Source organism: Mesorhizobium sp. M0659, from assembly GCF_040320605.1.
Taxonomy (GTDB): domain Bacteria; phylum Pseudomonadota; class Alphaproteobacteria; order Rhizobiales; family Rhizobiaceae; genus Mesorhizobium.
On the sequence record NZ_JAMYPY010000004.1, the window covers coordinates 121,179 to 137,274 of the forward strand.

The window sequence follows — 16,096 nt, forward strand, 5'->3', positions numbered from 1 at the left end:
GTTGCATATCTTGCCCCCGATCTCCGCAGCTTCGGACGAGGTGGGACCTGACCCGTCTCGCTCCGGCGCCTGTAACCTAGAATTGGATCGAAGATGAATTATGCCAGCTTTCCTCTCGACAAGAGGATGCCATTGCCCAACCCCGATCAGGAAAAGGGTGAAGACTTCATCGACGTCGAGCGCCTGCTTGGCATGGCGGCGCGTCAGGTCAAGGTGGTGGCGGTCTGCGCCATCATCGGCCTGTTCCTGGGGTTGCTCTATCTGCAGACCACGCCCAAGCAATACATGTCGGTCGCCAGCGTGCTGATCGACGAAGGCCTGAACAAGGTCATCGACGACATCTCGGCTGCATCCGTCACCATGCAGACCGACGCCGCCCTGCTCAGCCAGATCGAAATCATCACCTCGGCGCGGCTGGCCTCGGTGGTGGTCGACAAGCTGAAACTCGACCAGAACGCAGAGTTCATGAACCCGCCGCAATCGGCGCTGGTCAAGGGCATCGGCTTCGTGCGCGGCGTGATCGGCTATTTCCGCTCAAGTTCCGCCGAGCAGATTCCCGGCATGGAAAACGTCGATGAGGCGACACGCCAGGCCATGATGCAGACGGCGCGCCACGACTATGCCGTGCTGAAGCTGCAGAGCGAGGTGCTGGCGCAGCGCAACGGCCGCTCCTATGTGCTCGCCATCGGTTACCAGTCGACCAATCCGGCGCTCGCCACCGCCATCACCAAGGCCTATGCCGACGCCTATCTCGCCGACCAGCTCAACGCCAGTTTCGACGCCACCGAACGCGCTGCGGTCTGGCTGCAGGGCCGGCTGACCGAGCTTCGTCAGAACTCACAGGCGGCCGCTATGGCGGTCGAGAAATTCAGGGCCGAGCATGGTCTGGCCGCCAACAGCGACGGCCAGCTGATCAGCGACAAGCAGATTGCCGATCTCACCGCGCAACTGATCGTCGCGCAGGCCGATACGGCGCGCGCCAGCGCCCGCTATCAGCAATACAAGACCATCGTCGAAAGCGGCTCGGACAATGCCTTCAACGATTCCGCCATCTCAAGCGATCAGCCGGCAAGCTCGGTCATTGCAACGCTCAAGACTCGCTATCTCACAGTCGCCAAGCGGCTGCAGGACGTGACGGCCAATTTCGGCGCCGACCATCCGCAGGCGGTGGCGCTGGCCAAGGAAAAGGCCGATCTGTCGACCCAGATTTTCGGCGAGTTGAAGCAACTGACCGAAAGCTATCGCAATGAATATGAAGTCGCGCTTTCACGCGAGACCTCACTGAGGCAGAAGATCGCCGACGCGGCCGGCAAGAGCTCCATCGACAACCAGAGCCAGGTCAAACTGCGCGAGCTCGACCAGCAGGCGCAGGCGCTCACTACGCTCTACCAGACCTTCCTTAGCCGCTACGAGGAGGCCTCGCAGCAGCAATCCTTCCCGGTCGGCAAGGTCCGCATCATCTCGGATGCCTCAACGCCGCTTTCCGCCTCAAGCCCGCGCACCTCCAGGGTGCTGGCGCTGTCGCTGGTGCTTGGCGTGCTGCTTGGCGCCGGCTTTGGGGGCCTGAATGAGTTCAACGAGCGCTTCTTCAGGACCGGCGAGGACATTCGCGATCGCGTCGGCCTCAAATTCCTCGGCTATTTGCCGATGATCGGCGGCAGGCTCGGCAAGGACGCCGACGACGGTGCGGCGGATGCCAAAGGCGCCAACACATTGTCGGCGGCCGAGAAACGGGCGCGCTTGCGGGTCAGCGTCGATGCGCCGGCATCGATGTTCTCCGAAACGCTGCGCAACGCCAAGATCGCCTTCGACGTTGTCATGGAAGGGCAGGGCAGCCGGGTCATAGGCGTGGTCTCGATCCTGCCAGGCGAAGGCAAATCGACGGTCGCCGCCAATCTCGCCGGATTGCTGGCCGCCAACGGCTCGAAGACGCTTTTGATCGATGCAGATCTGCGCAATCCTGGCCTCAGCCGCAACCTCGGCATGGAGGCCGAGCAGGGATTGATGGAAGCCGTGGTCAACGGCCAGACCTGGCAGTCGGTCGGCAAGGTCGACCGCCAGACCAAGCTGGCGATCATCCCGGCCGTGCTGCGTGGCCAGTTCTCGCATACCAGCGAGCTGCTGTCGTCGGCCGGCATGCGGCGCTTCATCGACAACGCCAAGGAGACGTTCGAGTACATCATCGTCGACCTGCCGCCGCTCGGCCCCGTGGTCGACGCCAAGGCGTTTGCGCCGCTGGTCGACGGCTTCGTGCTGGTTGCCGAATGGGGCCGCACGCCGCGCGCCATGGTGCGCTCGCTGCTGGAGCAGGAACCCTACGTCGCAAGCAAGGTCGTCGGCGCCGTGCTCAACAAGGTCGATCTGAAGAAGCTGCCGAAATACGGCTCGCTCGGCGGCTCGGAAAAGTTCTTCGACCGCTATTCGACCTACTATCTGGAGAAATCGGACGTGCGGGCGAAGACCGCCGCCTGAACGGAGCGCGATCCTGAAAAGGAGCGTGATCCGGAAAAGCGGATCCGGTTTTCGGAAAGGATCACGCTCAAACGAAGAAGCACGGCATGTCAGGAAAAGATCAGCTTGCCGAATTTACCCACGATCCTGAGCGCTGTCAGCCGGCCGCTTTGAAAGGCGCCGGTGTCGATGCCGAGCCTTCGCCCGTCAAGCCTGGGGATATCGACCGGCGTGTGCCCATGCACCACAAAGCGGTCGAGCAGATGGGCGGCGTTGAAGAACTCGTCGCGGATGTTGAGCAGATCCTGCTCATCCTGTGCGACCAGGTCGATACCCGGCCTGATACCGGCATGGACGAAAACGAATTTATCCGAACAGAGCAGCACCGGCAGGCTGCGCAGAAAGTCGATATGGCTGGCCGGAATGACTTCCTTCACGCGCCGGTCGACCTCGTCGCTCGAGGCATAGAGGCTGGCAAGCCGCGCCGGATCGACCCCATAGGAAAACAGCGTCTCGAGGCCGCCGACCGCCAGCCAGCGGTCCCGCGACAGATATCCGTCGAGATAGTTCAGCATTGCCACTTCGTGGTTTCCCGCCAGGCAGACGCGCAGGAAGCCTTGTGGCGGCGCCGCCAACAGATGGTCGAGCACGCGCGCCGATTGCGGCCCGCGGTCGATATAGTCGCCAAGCATCACGATGATCTTGCGGCCGCTGAACTGCTGCGCGTCGCGCTGAACATTCTGCTCAAGCGACAGCAATTCCTTGTAGCAGCCATGCACGTCGCCGACCGCGTAGACGATTGCGTCCTCCATATCCATCTCCAGGCGCTCGCGCGGCGCCGGCCGGGGAGGTCTGGACCGCTGAAACAACGCCACTGGGACCGTCAGACCCCGATGCCGCGGGCTTTGAGCGCCGCGGTGATCTCGTCAAGAATGGCGGGATCGTCGATGGTCGCCGGCATCGTCCATTCTTCCTTGTCGGCGATCTTCTGCATGGTGCCGCGCAGGATCTTGCCGGAGCGCGTCTTGGGCAGGCGCTTGATCGTCACCACCATCTTGAAGGCGGCGACCGGGCCGATCCGTTCGCGCACCAGCCCCACCACTTCGCCTTCGATGGCAGCGGTATCGCGCGACACACCGGCATTGAGCACGACGAAGCCGAGCGGAACTTGGCCCTTCATCACATCGGCGACGCCGATGACGGCGCATTCGGCAACATCGGGGTGCGCTGAAAGCACCTCCTCCATGGCCCCGGTCGACAGCCGGTGTCCGGCGACATTGATAATGTCGTCTGTGCGCGCCATGACATAGAGGTAGCCGTCCTCGTCGATCATGCCGGCATCGGCCGTCTTGTAGAAGCCGGGAAATTCCTCGAGATAGGCTTGCCGGAAACGCTCGTCGGCATTCCACAGCGTCGGCAGGCAGCCGGCCGGCAGCGGCAGTTTCACCACCACATTGCCAAGCGTGCCGCGCGGCACTTCATGGCCGGCATCGTCGAGCACGCGAATGTCGTAGCCCGGCATCGGCACGCCGGGCGAGCCGTATTTCACCGGCAGCAGGCCGAGGCCTGCCGGGTTGATGGTCATCGGCGAGCCGGTCTCGGTCTGCCACCAATGATCGACCACCGGCACGTTGAGTTTCTGCTCCGCCCATTTGATGGTTTCCGGGTCTGCGCGTTCGCCGGCCAGGAACAGAGTGCGGAATTTCGACAGATCGTATTTCGGCACGAATTCGCCCTTGGGGTCCTGCCCCTTGATGGCGCGGAAGGCTGTCGGCGCGGTGAACAGCGCGACCACGCCGTGTTCTGCGATCACCCGCCAATAGGTGCCGGCGTCGGGTGTGCCGATCGGCTTGCCCTCGAACAGCACGCTTGTCGCACCATGCAGCAGCGGTCCGTAAACGATGTAGGAATGGCCGACCACCCAGCCGACATCGGAGGCCGCCCAGAACACTTCGCCCGGTCTGACGCCGAACTCGTTTTCCATCGTCCATTTGAGCGCGACCATGTGGCCGCCATTGTCGCGCACGATGCCCTTAGGCTGGCCGGTCGTGCCGGAGGTGTAGATGATGTAGAGCGGGTCGGTGGCGAGCACCGGAACGCAATCGACGTTGGCGCCCGCGGCGCGCTCGCGGGCAACGGCGTCGGCAAAATCGATATCGTAATGCTCCCTCAGATCGCAGCGCAGCTGGTCGCGCTGCAGGATCAGGCAGGCGTCCGGCTTGTGGCGGGACATTTCGATCGCCTTGTCGAGCAGCGGCTTGTAGGCCACGACACGTCCAGGCTCCAGGCCGCAGGACGCGGAGATGACCAGCTTCGGCTTGGCGTCGTCGATGCGGGTGGCGAGCTCGTGCGAGGCAAAGCCGCCGAACACCACCGAATGCACCGCGCCGATGCGGGCACAGGCAAGCATCGCGATCGCCGCTTCGGCCACCATCGGCATGTAGATGATGACGCGGTCGCCTTTGCGAATGCCGCGGTTCTTGAGCACCGAAGTCAGCGCTACCACTTCGCGCTTCAATTCGGCATAGGTGAATTTCTTGACCGTGCCGGTGATCGCGCTGTCGTAGATAAGTGCGATCTGGTCGGCGCGGCCGCCTGCGACATGGCGATCGAGAGCGTTGAAGCAGGTGTTGCAGCTGGCGCCGTTGAACCAGCGCCCGTAAACGCCCGCCTTGGCATCGAAGACGCTGGTCCACGGCGAATACCAGTCGATCGCCTCGGCCGCATCGGCCCAGAATTGTTCCGGGTCGCGTTTCCAGCCGTCATAGACCTCGTGGTAGCGTGACGCCATTCATCCCTCCTCGGGAAAGCTCTCTATCTTGCAATAGCCTATGCGGGTTTTCCCGGCCACGTCTTTCCCCAAATGCCATGTCTTTCCCGAAATTTGGGGCTTGGCCGATCTCGCCTTGGCCATAAATTGCAGGCACCATGGCCGGGTTTGAAATCCGGGCAGGGCGCGCAATGACGGTACGATACGGGGTTGGATCTGCCGTTGGAGCAGCGCTGCTGTTGACGATCGTTTCCGCCGCCCAGGCCGGCGATGCCGCCGCGCGGCGCATCATCGGCTTTTCCCCCGACGGCAAATATTTCGCCTTCGAGCAATATGGCGAGCTCGACGCTGCCGTTTCCGGCTGGTCGCAGATCGACATCATCGACACAAGCACAGACGAGTTCGTCGGCGGCAAGCCGATCCTTGTCCTCGACGAATCGGAAGAGGCGACCACGACGGTGGAGCAGGCACGGGCGCAGGCCGCAAAGCAGGCCGCGCCAATCCTGGCCAAATACGGCATCGCCGAGCGCGGCACGCGCACGGCCTCCGACAGGTTCACCTTCCCGGACGACACGGTCGAGTACAACGACATTTCCCGCCTCGAGCAGGCCGCGCAGAAATGGCTGTCGCCGTTCTATGGCGAAACACAGATTTCGACCATCCAGCTCGATGAGATTTTGGCCGACAGCAAGACGGACTGCTCGGCAAGCTTTGATGACGCCAAGCCAAGCGACCAGGCTCTTCCGAGCGACAAGACACTTCAGGGCGAAAAGAAACTTCAAGGCGCCAAGACGGGCAAGGCGCGCGGCTTCCGCCTGTCGCTGCAGGGGCAGGACGGCAAGCCGTTCAAGGTGCTGCACGAGGACAAGGCCGTGCCGGGCTCGCGCAACTGCCCGACTTCCTACAGCCTGTCGGAATCCTACGAATACACCCCGCCCGGCAGGCCGGCGGTAGTGGCGGTGCTGGTGCAGCGCTTCAGCCAGGGCTTCGAAGGACGCGACCGCCGCTTCATCGCCGTAACCGGCCATGCACGCTAAGCCGCGGCCCGTCTTGTGGCAGGCAGAAAAAGCTCATGCGCCCGGAGAAAGCAGGGCGTTCGTGTCGGATATCAGGTCTTAAAGCGGCAAGGCCGCCAGCATCAGCCCGACGCCACCCGCGATCAATATGGCGGCTGCCAATGCTTTTCGATGACGTTCGAACGCGGTCGGAGCCCGCTCCCAGTTGTAACGCATACCCAATGCTCTCCCAAAACCCCGCGACTCCATAGCTTACTTTAGGTAAGAAAAGCAAGACCTTGACCCTGCGAGATAGCTGGCTTGACCGTTTGCGGCGGTGTTTCCCAGCTGCAATCACCGACTATTTCTGGGGTGCTTCCCTGTTCTCAGGCTCTGAATGATGTGGAAGTTACCACAATCTGAAATTGGATGTCTCCATTAGGCTTCGGTTGCCTGTGTCGTGAGGATGGTGGCGTTGCCGGATTGCCACAGAACGGTCAGGCCGGCCTGTTCTCCCTCTCGTCCGCGCAATGGACAGACCCGCATCGCCGCGCTATCTGCTCTCCAGGAAAATGGTGGAGGGCTCCATGGCCCAAATCGGTTCTGAAATGGTTCTGCGGCTGGCGGACGACGCCTCGGTCCAGCATGTCGGCGATGGCGCCGTCGTGCTCTTGGCGCGCAGCGGCCAGCTTTACACCTGCAACGGCACCACCGAAGCCTTTCTCGACAAGGTGGACGGCGCCCGCAGCCTTGACCAGATCGTCGTCCTGTTGTCTGACGAGTTCGAGGTCGACAAGGGCACGCTCGACCAGGACATGGCGGCGCTGGCCGCCGAACTGGTGAGCGAAGGCATTCTCGCCGACCCGGCTCCCTGATGGTGGACGGCGTTCTCCTGCGCGCTTTGTTTCGTGTCCATTTATGGGCAAGCGCGCGGCTGATGCCGACCCTGATCGGCCGCCGCAGCTTCGAATCGGTGCTGAAATGGGCGCCGCTCAGCGCACCCACCCCTTATCGCGGCCTGTCGTCAGCCTACATCGTCGCTGCCGTCAACCGGACCGTCCGGCACCCCTGGCTGATGCGCGACCGCAGATGCCTGCGCGAGGGCCTGCTCGCCCACCGCTTCCTGCGCTTTGCCGGCTTCGATCCGGATCTGCGCTTCGGCGTCGATCCGAAGTCGATGCAGGCGCCGCGTATGTCTGCCCATTGCTGGGTCTGTCTCGATGGCCGCCCGGTGGTCTCGGACAGCCTCCCCGGCATGGTGCAGATCTATCGCCATCACGCCGATGCCGGAAAGGCGCACGCTGCTTGACCGGTCCGGCGACCACCTTCTGCTATGATCTCCAGGGCCAGGTCATCAGCATATCGGCCTCGCGGGCCGATCTCTGGCCGAGCTTCGACCTCTTGCTCGGCACGTTGCGCGTGAGCGGGCCGGTCGAGCCCGATTTCCGCGTCGACATCGTCGAGACGCGGGAGTTACCGGAATCGCCTGCCGGAAAACTCGCTTTCGACGGCGAGGTGCCGGAGGACGGCCATTGCCGGCTGATCGACGGTGGCGGCACCGTTCATCTGGTCTTTCCCGGCCTGCAGACCGTCTCGATCAATGCCGATGGAGGCTGGGCCGAGATACGAGTCCATCCCGATGCCAAGGTCAAATGGACGGTGCTGATGATGGTGCTGGATGCAGCACTTGATGCCGGCGACCAGCACATGCTGCACACCGCCGGCCTGACATTGCCCGGCCGCGAGGCGCTCGTGCTGATCCATGCGCCGAGCGGCACCGGCAAGTCGACGACGTCGCTGGCGCTGGCGTCGCAAGGTTTCGGCCTGTGCTCGGATGACGCCATGATCCTCAAGGTTTTGGCCGGTGGCGGCATCACGGCCTGGGGCTTGCCGCGCAAGGTGAAGGTCCACCGCCACACCGCGGCAATGCTGCCCTTCGTGGCGCCTTGCCTTGGCGACAAATGGGACGCCAATGGCGAGCAGGCCGTCTCGCTGGAACGTCTCGCCGAGATCATCCGCATAGAGGAAACTGTCGGCAGACCGGTTGCGGCACTGTTTCATCTCGCCCGCTCGGCGGACGCGCAAACCCGGCTCGTGCCCATGACCAGGACAGACGCCATGGTAGCGCTTGCCACCGACAATGTCAGGACCGGCATGACCGGCCTTTTGCCGGCGCAGAAGCGCCGCATGGCAACCATCGCAACGCTGGTCAAAGCCGTCCCGACCTTTACCCTGGAAGTCGGCGAAAAACCGGCCGAGGCGTCACCGTTGATCCGCGCCGCGCTGCCGGCGCCGGACTGACGGCCGGCGCGGCAAGTTCAGGCAAAACGTGACTTTGGCCTGGCGAGCCGCTGGATCCAGCGGAAGGCGTCGCGGCGCAGGCGCGAATGCATCTTGTCCCTGGAATTGACGCCGAGCAGCGTATCGCCGGTGATCAGCCATTTGGCCAAAAATATCGAGAGGTCGGGCTTGATGCGGTCGGCCAGTTCGATCGCGCGCGGTGCATCAAACAGCCGCCCCGTCACATTGAGAACCGTCGCCAGTTCGAGCTCGATGCCGCTGATTCGCGCCGCCTCGAAAAGCCGGTCTTCATCCGCGGGCGACCGCAGCGCGCGCACGCCCTGCAGCACATCGACGCAAAGCTGCAGCCGGTGGAACTTGTGCCCGCCGGCGGCGTGGACAATGGCGATGGTCAGCAGCGCGGCCGGCGTGTCGGCCTCGCTGCCGTCGATGATCTGCAATTCGCGAAAGCCCAGCGACAGCCGCCGCCGCATGCCGGAATCATGCACCAGGTTGCCGTGCAGTTCGATCAGCAGGCTGGTATTCTCCTTCTCCAGCCACTTGAACTCCTGCAGATCCTGCGACTGCGCCTCGCCGCTCCAGAGCTCGAAGCCGCATTCGGCAATCACCGTGTTGGCTTCAATGATGCTGGCCGGCTCGACCAGAATGTCGATGTCGGTGAACGGCCGGTCAGCGGCGTGGCGGTAAAGTCTGCGTGCGAAGACCGGACCCTTGACGATGCGGGCCGGAACATTTTTCGCCGCCAATGCCTTCATGATGCGGTCTCCATGATATTGCAGCAGCATCGATTGGCCGGTCGCCAGCGTCGAGCGATCACGCAGTTCCGACAGCTTTTGCCGCAAGGCTGCGTCCGCAGGCAGTTGGGCGTCGCCGATCTCGCTGAGCTTGCGCAGCATGATCGGCAGCACGCCGTGGAACTCGGCATTGGCGAGCAGTGCCAGCAAGCTTTCGGCAGCAACGTCACGGCCAGTGGCAACCGTCGCCTCCGGGTCGGCGAAGGTCAGCAGCAGTTTTTCATCGGCAGGCGCAAGAGATGGCAGCATCAAACCCGGATTGCGTTCGCCCACATCAGCAATTCCCGTCCGGAATTGCGTCAAACAACCAACTCAGAGGAGCGTATGTTGCAGAAAAGCATGCATGAAGCCAGCGTGTGGTGGCAGAACCAGCTCATGAATTGACTTTCCACGGTTTCGGTCCATTCTTTTGCACTGGACTGAAAAGGGTGTTTGGAATGGCCAAGAAAAAGTATGAAGCGCCCGTGCTGCGCAAGGCAGGAAAGTTGTCCAGCGTGGTGGCCGGGCCGTCGCTGCCGATACCGCGATAAGACTTCTACGGCTTCGGTTTGGATGAAGCCGGAGCGGTCGGCCGCAAGGCAAGCCGCGCTGCAGGCGGGCAATCTGTCGGCGTGACTGCGGGTAACGGTCCGTCCGGTCCCGCAGGCTAAGGCAAGTTCATAAGCCGCCTGTTCGGGATATGGGCAAGGCCCCTCCGTTACAGTCCCCAGCGCAGCGCGGCTGTGTGCACCGGCGCGTCCCACATTGACGTTGCCTCGTCATCCAGCATGGTCAGCGTGATCGAGCAGCCGGCCATGTCGAGCGATGTCACGTAGGACCCGACCAGCGAGCGGGTCACCGTCACGCCCTGTTTTTCGAAGATGTTTCGGGCGCTGTTGTACATCAGATAGAGCTCCATCAGCGGCGTGCCGCCAAAGCCGTTGATGAACAACAGTGCCGGGCCTTTCGCCCTGTCGCCGAGATCGCCCAGGATCGCGGCGCAAATCTCTTCGGCGATCGCATCGGCGCTTTTCAACGTGTCGCGACGCCGGCCGGGCTCGCCATGAATGCCGACGCCGAATTCCATCTCGCCATCACCAATCTCGAAGGTCGGCCTGCCGGCCGCCGGCACCGTGCAACTGGTCAGCGCCACGCCCATCGAACGCGTCGCGCTGTTGATGCGACCGCCGAGCGCCTTGAGATCCGCCAGCGCCATGCCTTGCTCGGCGGCGGCGCCGACGATCTTCTCCACCACCAGCGTGCCGGCGACGCCGCGCCGGCCGGTCGTAAAGGACGAATTCTCGACGGCGACGTCATCATTGATCACCACCTGCAGGACGCCGTCGGCCATTTCGCCGGCCATGTCGAAATTCATCACGTCGCCTTCATAGTTCTTGACGATGAACAGGCAGCCGGCGCCGGTATCGACGGCGGCGGCCGCCGCCAGTATCTGGTCCGGCGTTGGCGAGGTGAAGACCTGGCCGGGGCAGGCGGCGTCCAGCATGCCGTGACCGACAAAGCCGGCATGCAACGGCTCGTGGCCGGAACCGCCGCCCGAGATCAGCGCCACCTTCCCCGGCTTCATCACCTTGCGGCGAATGAATTTGTGCTCCTCGCCCAGCACCAGGATGTCGGCATGAGCTGCAACGAAGCCGTTGAGGCTTTCGGTCAGCACCGTGTCGACGGAATTCATAAACTTCTTCATGTGTCCTCCCGACACAACACGATCAGCCGCCACTCCTGCCGGTGATGCTGGTGATCTTCTGGATGAATTCGTTGATCGCCTTGTCGAGCGCTGCATTCTGCTTGTCGTCGCCGAAATCGGGCACGATCAGCGAGACATGCCGGGTCTTGCGCATGCCTGCCGCAACCGACATCTTGCCGGGATGCGCCAGATGATAGGCAGCCAGAAACTGATCGCGCTCGGCCGGACTGAAATGGCAGACCGAAAAAATAGCCGGCAGATGTTTTGACGGGATCGGGGTCGAATAGGCCGCGCTGGAAATCTGGGTGACGAAGCTGCGGTGCTTGCCAAGCGCGTCGGCAAGGCGTTGTCGCATACCCGACGGTCGCTGGTCGATGACCTGCGACAGGATCGTCTTGTAGGCGCGGATCGCCTCTTCGGAGCCGGCTTCTGGTGTCTTGTCGGCCATCTCAGTCATCCTAGACCGATGCATCCGAGATGGCCGCCTTGGCCATGGCGAGTTGGGCGGGAGCCACCGAGAGATCCCGCAGGCCGGCCTCGAGCAGTGCCGGGATCGATGCCGGATCGCCGCCGGCATCGCCGCACAGGCTGACTGGGATTTTCGCGCGCAGGCCAAAAGCGGCAACCGAGCCGATCAGCCGCAACACGGCGGGATGGCGGACAGAATTAAGATGCGCCACGGCTGCGTTATCGCGGGCAGCCGCCATTACATATTGGGTCAGATCGTTCGAACCGATCGAGAAGAAGGCGACATCGGCGAACGCCTCCGGCGCGATCGCCACCGAAGGCACCTCGACCATGATGCCGAGCGGCGGCATTTTTTGCGCGATGCCGCGCGCGGCAAGCCCGGCCTGCTCCGCCACGAACAGAGCGGCGGCGCGTTGGTATTCCTCCGCGACGGCGATCATCGGAAACATCACCTTCAGATTGCCGTGCACCGCCGCGCGCAGCAGCGCCCGGATCTGTACGCGAAACACCTCCGGCCTTGCCAGCGACAGCCTGATGCCACGCAGCCCGAGGAACGGGTTGCTCTCCTCGACGGTGAAGCCCGGCACCGGCTTGTCGCCGCCGGCGTCGACGGTACGGATGGTCACCGGCTTGTCGCCTGCCCATTCCAGCACCTTGCGATAGGCCTGGTATTGCGTCTCCTCGTCCGGCGGCGCCTTGCCGAACAGGAATTCGGTGCGCATCAGCCCGACGCCGTCGCAGGTCGAAATGTCGATGCCGTCGACCTCGGACGGATCGGCGATGTTGACCTGCACGCGCACTGTCGTCCCGGCCCGGGTTACCGCCGGTTTCGCGAGATAGACTCCGGCCTTGTCTCGATGTGCCACAAACGAGGACGAGGATCGGTGGAACGCTTCGATCTCGGTCGTGGTCGGCGAAAGCACGATACCGCCATGCTCCGCATCGAGCAGAGCCAGACCGACGGGATTAGCCGGCGAAGCGCCAAGCCCCACCACCATCGGCACGCCGCGCGAGCGCGCCAGCATGGCGACGTGGCTGGCGGCGCTGCCGGCCCTCAGCGCGATGCCGCCGCCGGTGCTCCAGTCGGTCTCGAGAAAGCGCGTCGGCGCGATGTCCTCGCCATAGAGAATGGCGCCCGCTGGTGGAGCGCTCTCCTGCTCCTCGGTAAGGGCGCGCAGCACGCGGTCGCGGATATCGCTGATATCGGCGGCGCGAGCCCGGAAATAGTCCTGGTCTGACGTTTCGTAGCCGGAGATCTCGGCGTCCAGCGCCTGTCGCCAGGCCATGTCAGCCGGCATGCCGGACGCGATCGCGGCAAAAGCCGGGCCGGTCAGTGCCTCGTCCCCAAGCATGGCGAGCTGGAATTCGAGAATGCCGGCGGCCTCGTCATCGGCGGTTTCGATCAGGGTCGCGAGCCGGTCCGTCGCGCTGGCGATAGCTGCTTCCAATGCGGCCTTCTCGTCCGCGGCGCTCGCCTTGCCCGTGTAGTGCGCGGTGCCGTTGTCGAGGTTGAACAACGGCCCCTCGGCATAGCCGGCCGAGGCCGAAATGCCTTGCAGCCTAAGCGGTTCGGGCATGGCCCGCATCCTCGTCGAAACCGCGTCGCACCAGCTCGGCCAGCGCTCTCACGGCATCATCGGCGCCGCCGCCTGTGGCCCGGATGTGCAGCATGGTGCCTTTCGGCGCCCTGGCCGCCATCACCTTGACGATGCTCTTGGCGTCGAACCATGGGCCGTTGGCGGCAAGCGCAATCTCCACCTCGGCGGCAAAGCTCTTGGCAAGCTTGGTGAACTTCACCGAAGGGCGCGCGTGCAGACCTACCTCGTGGGTGATCAGGACGGTGGCCTCGGCAAATGCGGACATCAGGTCAAAATTCCCGTTCGCTCACGACGGCGACAATTCATGCGCCGTCGCCACCACTTCCTTGAGCGAGGCGCCGCCGGACGCCTCTGTCGCGGCCATCACCGCGCCTTCGACGATCGGCGCGTTGCAGACGATAATCCTGAGCGCCCGCGGCTCGCCGATCATTTCCACCGCCATTTCCGAATTGGTCTCGGCGCCGCCGAGATCGACCAGTATGGCGACGCCCGCCTCCGACCACGCCTTGTCGATGGCGCCTATGATCGCTTCGACGCTGGTGCCGAGCCCGCCATGGCCGTTTCCGCCGCACCACGCAAGCGGCACTTCGTCGCCCACCATCTGCCGCACCATGTCGGCCGTGCCTTCGGCGACCAGCGGCGAATGCGAGACGATGACGATGCCGACATTGCTCATGGCTGACCTTCCAGCGTTTCGCCGATCGTTCGCACCAGCAGCGCAACCGAGCGTCCGCCGGCATCCATGTGACCGATGGAACGGTCGCCGAGGAACGAAGCGCGGCCGCGCAGAGCCTTCATCGGAATGGTCGCCTCGGCCGCCGCGTCGGCGATATCGGCGATTTCCGCGCCTGTCTTTCCCTCCAGCAGCGCGTCATGCACCGGCTGCAGCACGTCGAGCATCGTCTTCTGGCCGACCTGCGATTTGCCTCTGGCGGCCACCGCCTCGATTGCCTTGCCGAAAGCAGCCGTCAGCTTGGGGCGATCCGGCTCTCCTGAAATCTCCTTGCCCAGCGCCAGGAACAATGTGCCGAACAGCGGCCCGGACGCGCCGCCGACCGTCATCACCAGCTTGGTGCCGATCGCCTTCAGCGCCTCGGGCAGCGGCTTTGCAGCGAACGCCCCGGCATCGGCGCGCACAGCCTCGAAGCCGCGCTTCATGTTCAGCCCATGGTCACCGTCGCCGATCGCCTGGTCGAGCGCGGTCAACTCTTCCGAGTGAGCGGCGATCGTGTCCGCGGCGGCGGTGATCAGCCTGGCAAGGTCGAACGCTGCCATGTCCAGATTCCCGGTTTCGATCCTGCCGGCAGTATCGCAAGAGTTTTCATTCGACAATCGAAGCATGCCGTCAGGCCGCTGCATGGAGCGCGGCGGCGGCCGCGAACACTTCGGCCACGGCATGGGCGCCAGGGTCGACTACGCCTTGCAATTTGGCGCCAACATAGGCGGAGCGTCCGGCCTTCGCCTTCTCCATGGCAGCGGTCGCCTCGGCGCCGTGCCGTGCCGCTGTAGCCGCGGCATCCAGCCCCTTGGCATCGAGCGCCTTCAGCGCCGGCTCCAAGGCATCGACCATGGTGCGGTCGCCGACCCTGGCGCCACCGTAAAAAGTAATGCGGTCAAGCCCGGCAAGCAGCGCCTTGGACAGGGTTGCTCCGCCGTTCGAAGCCTGAGCCGCTGCCGTGAAGAAGATCGACAGCAAGACGCCTGAGGAGCCGCCCATTGCGACGCCCAGACTATCGCCTATAGCCGCGAGCGTGGCGGCAGGGTCGGCCAGCGGCAGTGTATCGAGCTTCTCCAGCACGCTGCGCGCGCCGGTCGCCACCGTCGAACCGGTATCGCCGTCGCCCGCCTTGGCGTCGAGCCCGTTCAGTGTCTCTTCGAGCTCGATCAGCCGTTCGCAGACCGTGACGATCAAACGCCTGGTACCGGGATCCTGACTGGCCTTTTGGGCTGCGCTGTTTCCAGCCGCTTTCGCCATAGGCACGATAGCCGGCGCGACGACGGTTTTGGCCGGCATCCAGGCATGTGGGCCGACAGGCGCCAGCAAGGCTGCCTCGCGCGCCGCATCGAGCTTGATCAGCGACAGCGAAAAGCCGTTCATGTTGAGCGCCGTCATCAGCGGTCCGGGGCCGATCGCAAGTTTGACGGTTTTGGCCAGCGGCGAGGCCAGCACGGCATTGGCGACCAGCGACATCTCAAGCGGCGGCACCGAGCCGAGATTGTTGATGAGCAGCGCGTGGCTGGCGTTCGGGTCGAGCCGCGCGGCCAGCCGCTCCGCCATGATCGCCACCAGCTTGTCGGCGCTTTGCACCGCGATGCGCTCGACGCCCGGCTCGCCATGGATGCCGAGGCCGAGTTCGCCGTCACTTTCGCCGAACCGCTCTTCATGTGGCTGGCCGGGGATCGAGCAGGACGACAGCGACATGCCGAGCGAGATGATGTCCTTCGCCGCCGCGCGAGCGGCTGTAGCAACGGCTGCCAAGTCCTGACCGGTCTCCGACAAATGGCCGGCGATCTTGTGCACGAACAAGGTGCCGGCGACGCCGCGCGGCTGGTTGATACCCGGCAGGGCGATGTCGTCGGCAACGATCGCCATCTCGACGCGAAACCCCTCGGCGCGCGCCTTCTCGGCCGCCAGGCCGAAATTGAGCCGGTCGCCGGTGTAGTTCTTGACGATCAGCAGGCAGCCGGCGGGGCCGGTCACCGCGCGGATGGCCGCCAGCACCGCCTCGACGCTGGGCGAGGCGAAGATCTCGCCCGAAACCGCCGCCGTCAGCATGCCCTTGCCGACAAAGCCGGCATGGGACGGTTCGTGTCCGGCGCCGCCACCGGAGACGACGGCAACTTTCGCCTTGTCCCAGTCGGCGCGCAGCACGACCTTGATCTCGGGATAACCGTCGAGGCGCGCGAGATCGCCGGAACCGATGGTCCGCAACAGGCCATCCAGCGCCTCGGTGACGATCGTTTCTCTGCGGTTGAAAAAGTGCTTCATCGAATTCGTCCTGTATTCGCAATCGTCAATCAGAAGCCGGCGCGCA

The 16,096-nt window shown here is 64.0% G+C and carries 15 protein-coding genes; 5 read left to right on the top strand and 10 right to left on the bottom strand.

Annotation, left to right across the window (positions count from 1 at the left end):
* Positions 1–93 precede the first annotated feature (93 nt).
* On the top strand, positions 94–2,472 hold the full coding sequence (locus NKI31_RS08235) for a polysaccharide biosynthesis tyrosine autokinase (RefSeq protein ID WP_023742523.1): 2,379 nt from the start codon (positions 94–96) through the stop codon (positions 2,470–2,472).
* An 89-nt stretch (positions 2,473–2,561) separates the two neighbouring features.
* On the opposite strand, the gene NKI31_RS08240 is transcribed toward NKI31_RS08235, so the two are convergent.
* Both NKI31_RS08240 and NKI31_RS08245 read right to left on the bottom strand, forming a co-directional pair.
* Positions 2,562–3,263: a metallophosphoesterase family protein gene (locus tag NKI31_RS08240; protein WP_245259932.1), complete on the bottom strand. Its 702-nt coding sequence runs from the start codon at positions 3,261–3,263 to the stop codon at positions 2,562–2,564.
* Positions 3,264–3,334: 71 nt separating this feature from the next.
* Complete coding sequence (locus NKI31_RS08245; protein WP_023742521.1) at positions 3,335–5,242, bottom strand: propionyl-CoA synthetase; 1,908 nt, start codon at positions 5,240–5,242, stop codon at positions 3,335–3,337.
* 218 nt (positions 5,243–5,460) lie between these two features.
* On the opposite strand from NKI31_RS08245, the gene NKI31_RS08250 reads away from it, so the two are divergent.
* From NKI31_RS08250 to NKI31_RS08265, 4 genes are all read left to right on the top strand, one after another.
* On the top strand, positions 5,461–6,258 hold the full coding sequence (locus tag NKI31_RS08250; protein ID WP_023689998.1) for a DUF2259 domain-containing protein: 798 nt from the start codon (positions 5,461–5,463) through the stop codon (positions 6,256–6,258).
* 545 nt (positions 6,259–6,803) lie between these two features.
* A complete protein-coding gene (locus tag NKI31_RS08255) occupies positions 6,804–7,091 on the top strand; it encodes a PqqD family protein (protein WP_023684213.1) in 288 nt (95 codons plus the stop codon).
* Entirely contained in the window at positions 7,091–7,525 is a 435-nt protein-coding gene (locus NKI31_RS08260) for a lasso peptide biosynthesis B2 protein (protein ID WP_023668789.1), read from the top strand. The genes NKI31_RS08255 and NKI31_RS08260 overlap by 1 nt, the downstream gene beginning before the upstream one ends.
* Positions 7,522–8,517 carry a serine kinase gene (locus NKI31_RS08265; RefSeq protein ID WP_352651153.1) on the top strand — a complete coding sequence of 332 codons (996 nt, stop codon included), beginning with the start codon at positions 7,522–7,524 and terminating at the stop codon, positions 8,515–8,517. Before NKI31_RS08260 ends, NKI31_RS08265 begins: the two co-directional genes overlap by 4 nt.
* 17 nt (positions 8,518–8,534) lie before the next feature.
* On the opposite strand, the gene NKI31_RS08270 is transcribed toward NKI31_RS08265, so the two are convergent.
* From NKI31_RS08270 to NKI31_RS08305, 8 genes are all read right to left on the bottom strand, one after another.
* Positions 8,535–9,560 carry a nucleotidyltransferase family protein gene (locus NKI31_RS08270; RefSeq protein WP_352651397.1) on the bottom strand — a complete coding sequence of 342 codons (1,026 nt, stop codon included), beginning with the start codon at positions 9,558–9,560 and terminating at the stop codon, positions 8,535–8,537.
* Between the two features lie 448 nt (positions 9,561–10,008).
* Positions 10,009–10,995 (bottom strand): dihydroxyacetone kinase subunit DhaK, encoded by a 987-nt coding sequence (dhaK, locus tag NKI31_RS08275; protein ID WP_023668785.1) that lies wholly within the window; start codon positions 10,993–10,995, stop codon positions 10,009–10,011.
* A 22-nt stretch (positions 10,996–11,017) separates the two neighbouring features.
* Positions 11,018–11,443 (bottom strand): hypothetical protein, encoded by a 426-nt coding sequence (locus NKI31_RS08280; RefSeq protein ID WP_023668784.1) that lies wholly within the window; start codon positions 11,441–11,443, stop codon positions 11,018–11,020.
* A 10-nt stretch (positions 11,444–11,453) separates the two neighbouring features.
* Positions 11,454–13,040, bottom strand: coding sequence for a phosphoenolpyruvate--protein phosphotransferase (gene ptsP, locus NKI31_RS08285; RefSeq protein WP_352537231.1), 1,587 nt, complete (start codon positions 13,038–13,040; stop codon positions 11,454–11,456).
* On the bottom strand, positions 13,024–13,326 hold the full coding sequence (locus tag NKI31_RS08290; RefSeq protein ID WP_352651156.1) for an HPr family phosphocarrier protein: 303 nt from the start codon (positions 13,324–13,326) through the stop codon (positions 13,024–13,026). The genes ptsP and NKI31_RS08290 overlap by 17 nt, the downstream gene beginning before the upstream one ends.
* 21 nt (positions 13,327–13,347) lie before the next feature.
* A complete protein-coding gene (gene dhaM, locus NKI31_RS08295) occupies positions 13,348–13,737 on the bottom strand; it encodes a dihydroxyacetone kinase phosphoryl donor subunit DhaM (protein WP_352511052.1) in 390 nt (129 codons plus the stop codon).
* Positions 13,734–14,336, bottom strand: a complete 603-nt coding sequence (dhaL, locus tag NKI31_RS08300; protein ID WP_352651158.1) for a dihydroxyacetone kinase subunit DhaL — start codon at positions 14,334–14,336, stop codon at positions 13,734–13,736. The genes dhaM and dhaL overlap by 4 nt, the downstream gene beginning before the upstream one ends.
* A gap of 70 nt (positions 14,337–14,406) precedes the next feature.
* Positions 14,407–16,050 (bottom strand): dihydroxyacetone kinase subunit DhaK, encoded by a 1,644-nt coding sequence (locus NKI31_RS08305; protein WP_352651160.1) that lies wholly within the window; start codon positions 16,048–16,050, stop codon positions 14,407–14,409.
* Positions 16,051–16,096: the final 46 nt, after the last annotated feature.

What these genes read in the sequence shown, in the direction of transcription:
- dhaM (WP_352511052.1), bottom strand. Translation starts at nt 13,737, where the DNA reads ATGAGCAATGTCGGCATCGTCATCGTCTCGCATTCGCCGCTGGTCGCC.
- dhaL (WP_352651158.1), bottom strand. Translation starts at nt 14,336, where the DNA reads ATGGCAGCGTTCGACCTTGCCAGGCTGATCACCGCCGCCGCGGACACG.
- NKI31_RS08290 (WP_352651156.1), bottom strand. Translation starts at nt 13,326, where the DNA reads ATGTCCGCATTTGCCGAGGCCACCGTCCTGATCACCCACGAGGTAGGT.
- NKI31_RS08240 (WP_245259932.1), bottom strand. Translation starts at nt 3,263, where the DNA reads ATGGAGGACGCAATCGTCTACGCGGTCGGCGACGTGCATGGCTGCTAC.
- ptsP (WP_352537231.1), bottom strand. Translation starts at nt 13,040, where the DNA reads ATGCCCGAACCGCTTAGGCTGCAAGGCATTTCGGCCTCGGCCGGCTAT.
- NKI31_RS08235 (WP_023742523.1), top strand. Translation starts at nt 94, where the DNA reads ATGAATTATGCCAGCTTTCCTCTCGACAAGAGGATGCCATTGCCCAAC.
- NKI31_RS08245 (WP_023742521.1), bottom strand. Translation starts at nt 5,242, where the DNA reads ATGGCGTCACGCTACCACGAGGTCTATGACGGCTGGAAACGCGACCCG.
- NKI31_RS08255 (WP_023684213.1), top strand. Translation starts at nt 6,804, where the DNA reads ATGGCCCAAATCGGTTCTGAAATGGTTCTGCGGCTGGCGGACGACGCC.
- NKI31_RS08280 (WP_023668784.1), bottom strand. Translation starts at nt 11,443, where the DNA reads ATGGCCGACAAGACACCAGAAGCCGGCTCCGAAGAGGCGATCCGCGCC.
- NKI31_RS08270 (WP_352651397.1), bottom strand. Translation starts at nt 9,560, where the DNA reads ATGCTGCCATCTCTTGCGCCTGCCGATGAAAAACTGCTGCTGACCTTC.
- NKI31_RS08260 (WP_023668789.1), top strand. Translation starts at nt 7,091, where the DNA reads ATGGTGGACGGCGTTCTCCTGCGCGCTTTGTTTCGTGTCCATTTATGG.
- NKI31_RS08305 (WP_352651160.1), bottom strand. Translation starts at nt 16,050, where the DNA reads ATGAAGCACTTTTTCAACCGCAGAGAAACGATCGTCACCGAGGCGCTG.
- dhaK (WP_023668785.1), bottom strand. Translation starts at nt 10,995, where the DNA reads ATGAAGAAGTTTATGAATTCCGTCGACACGGTGCTGACCGAAAGCCTC.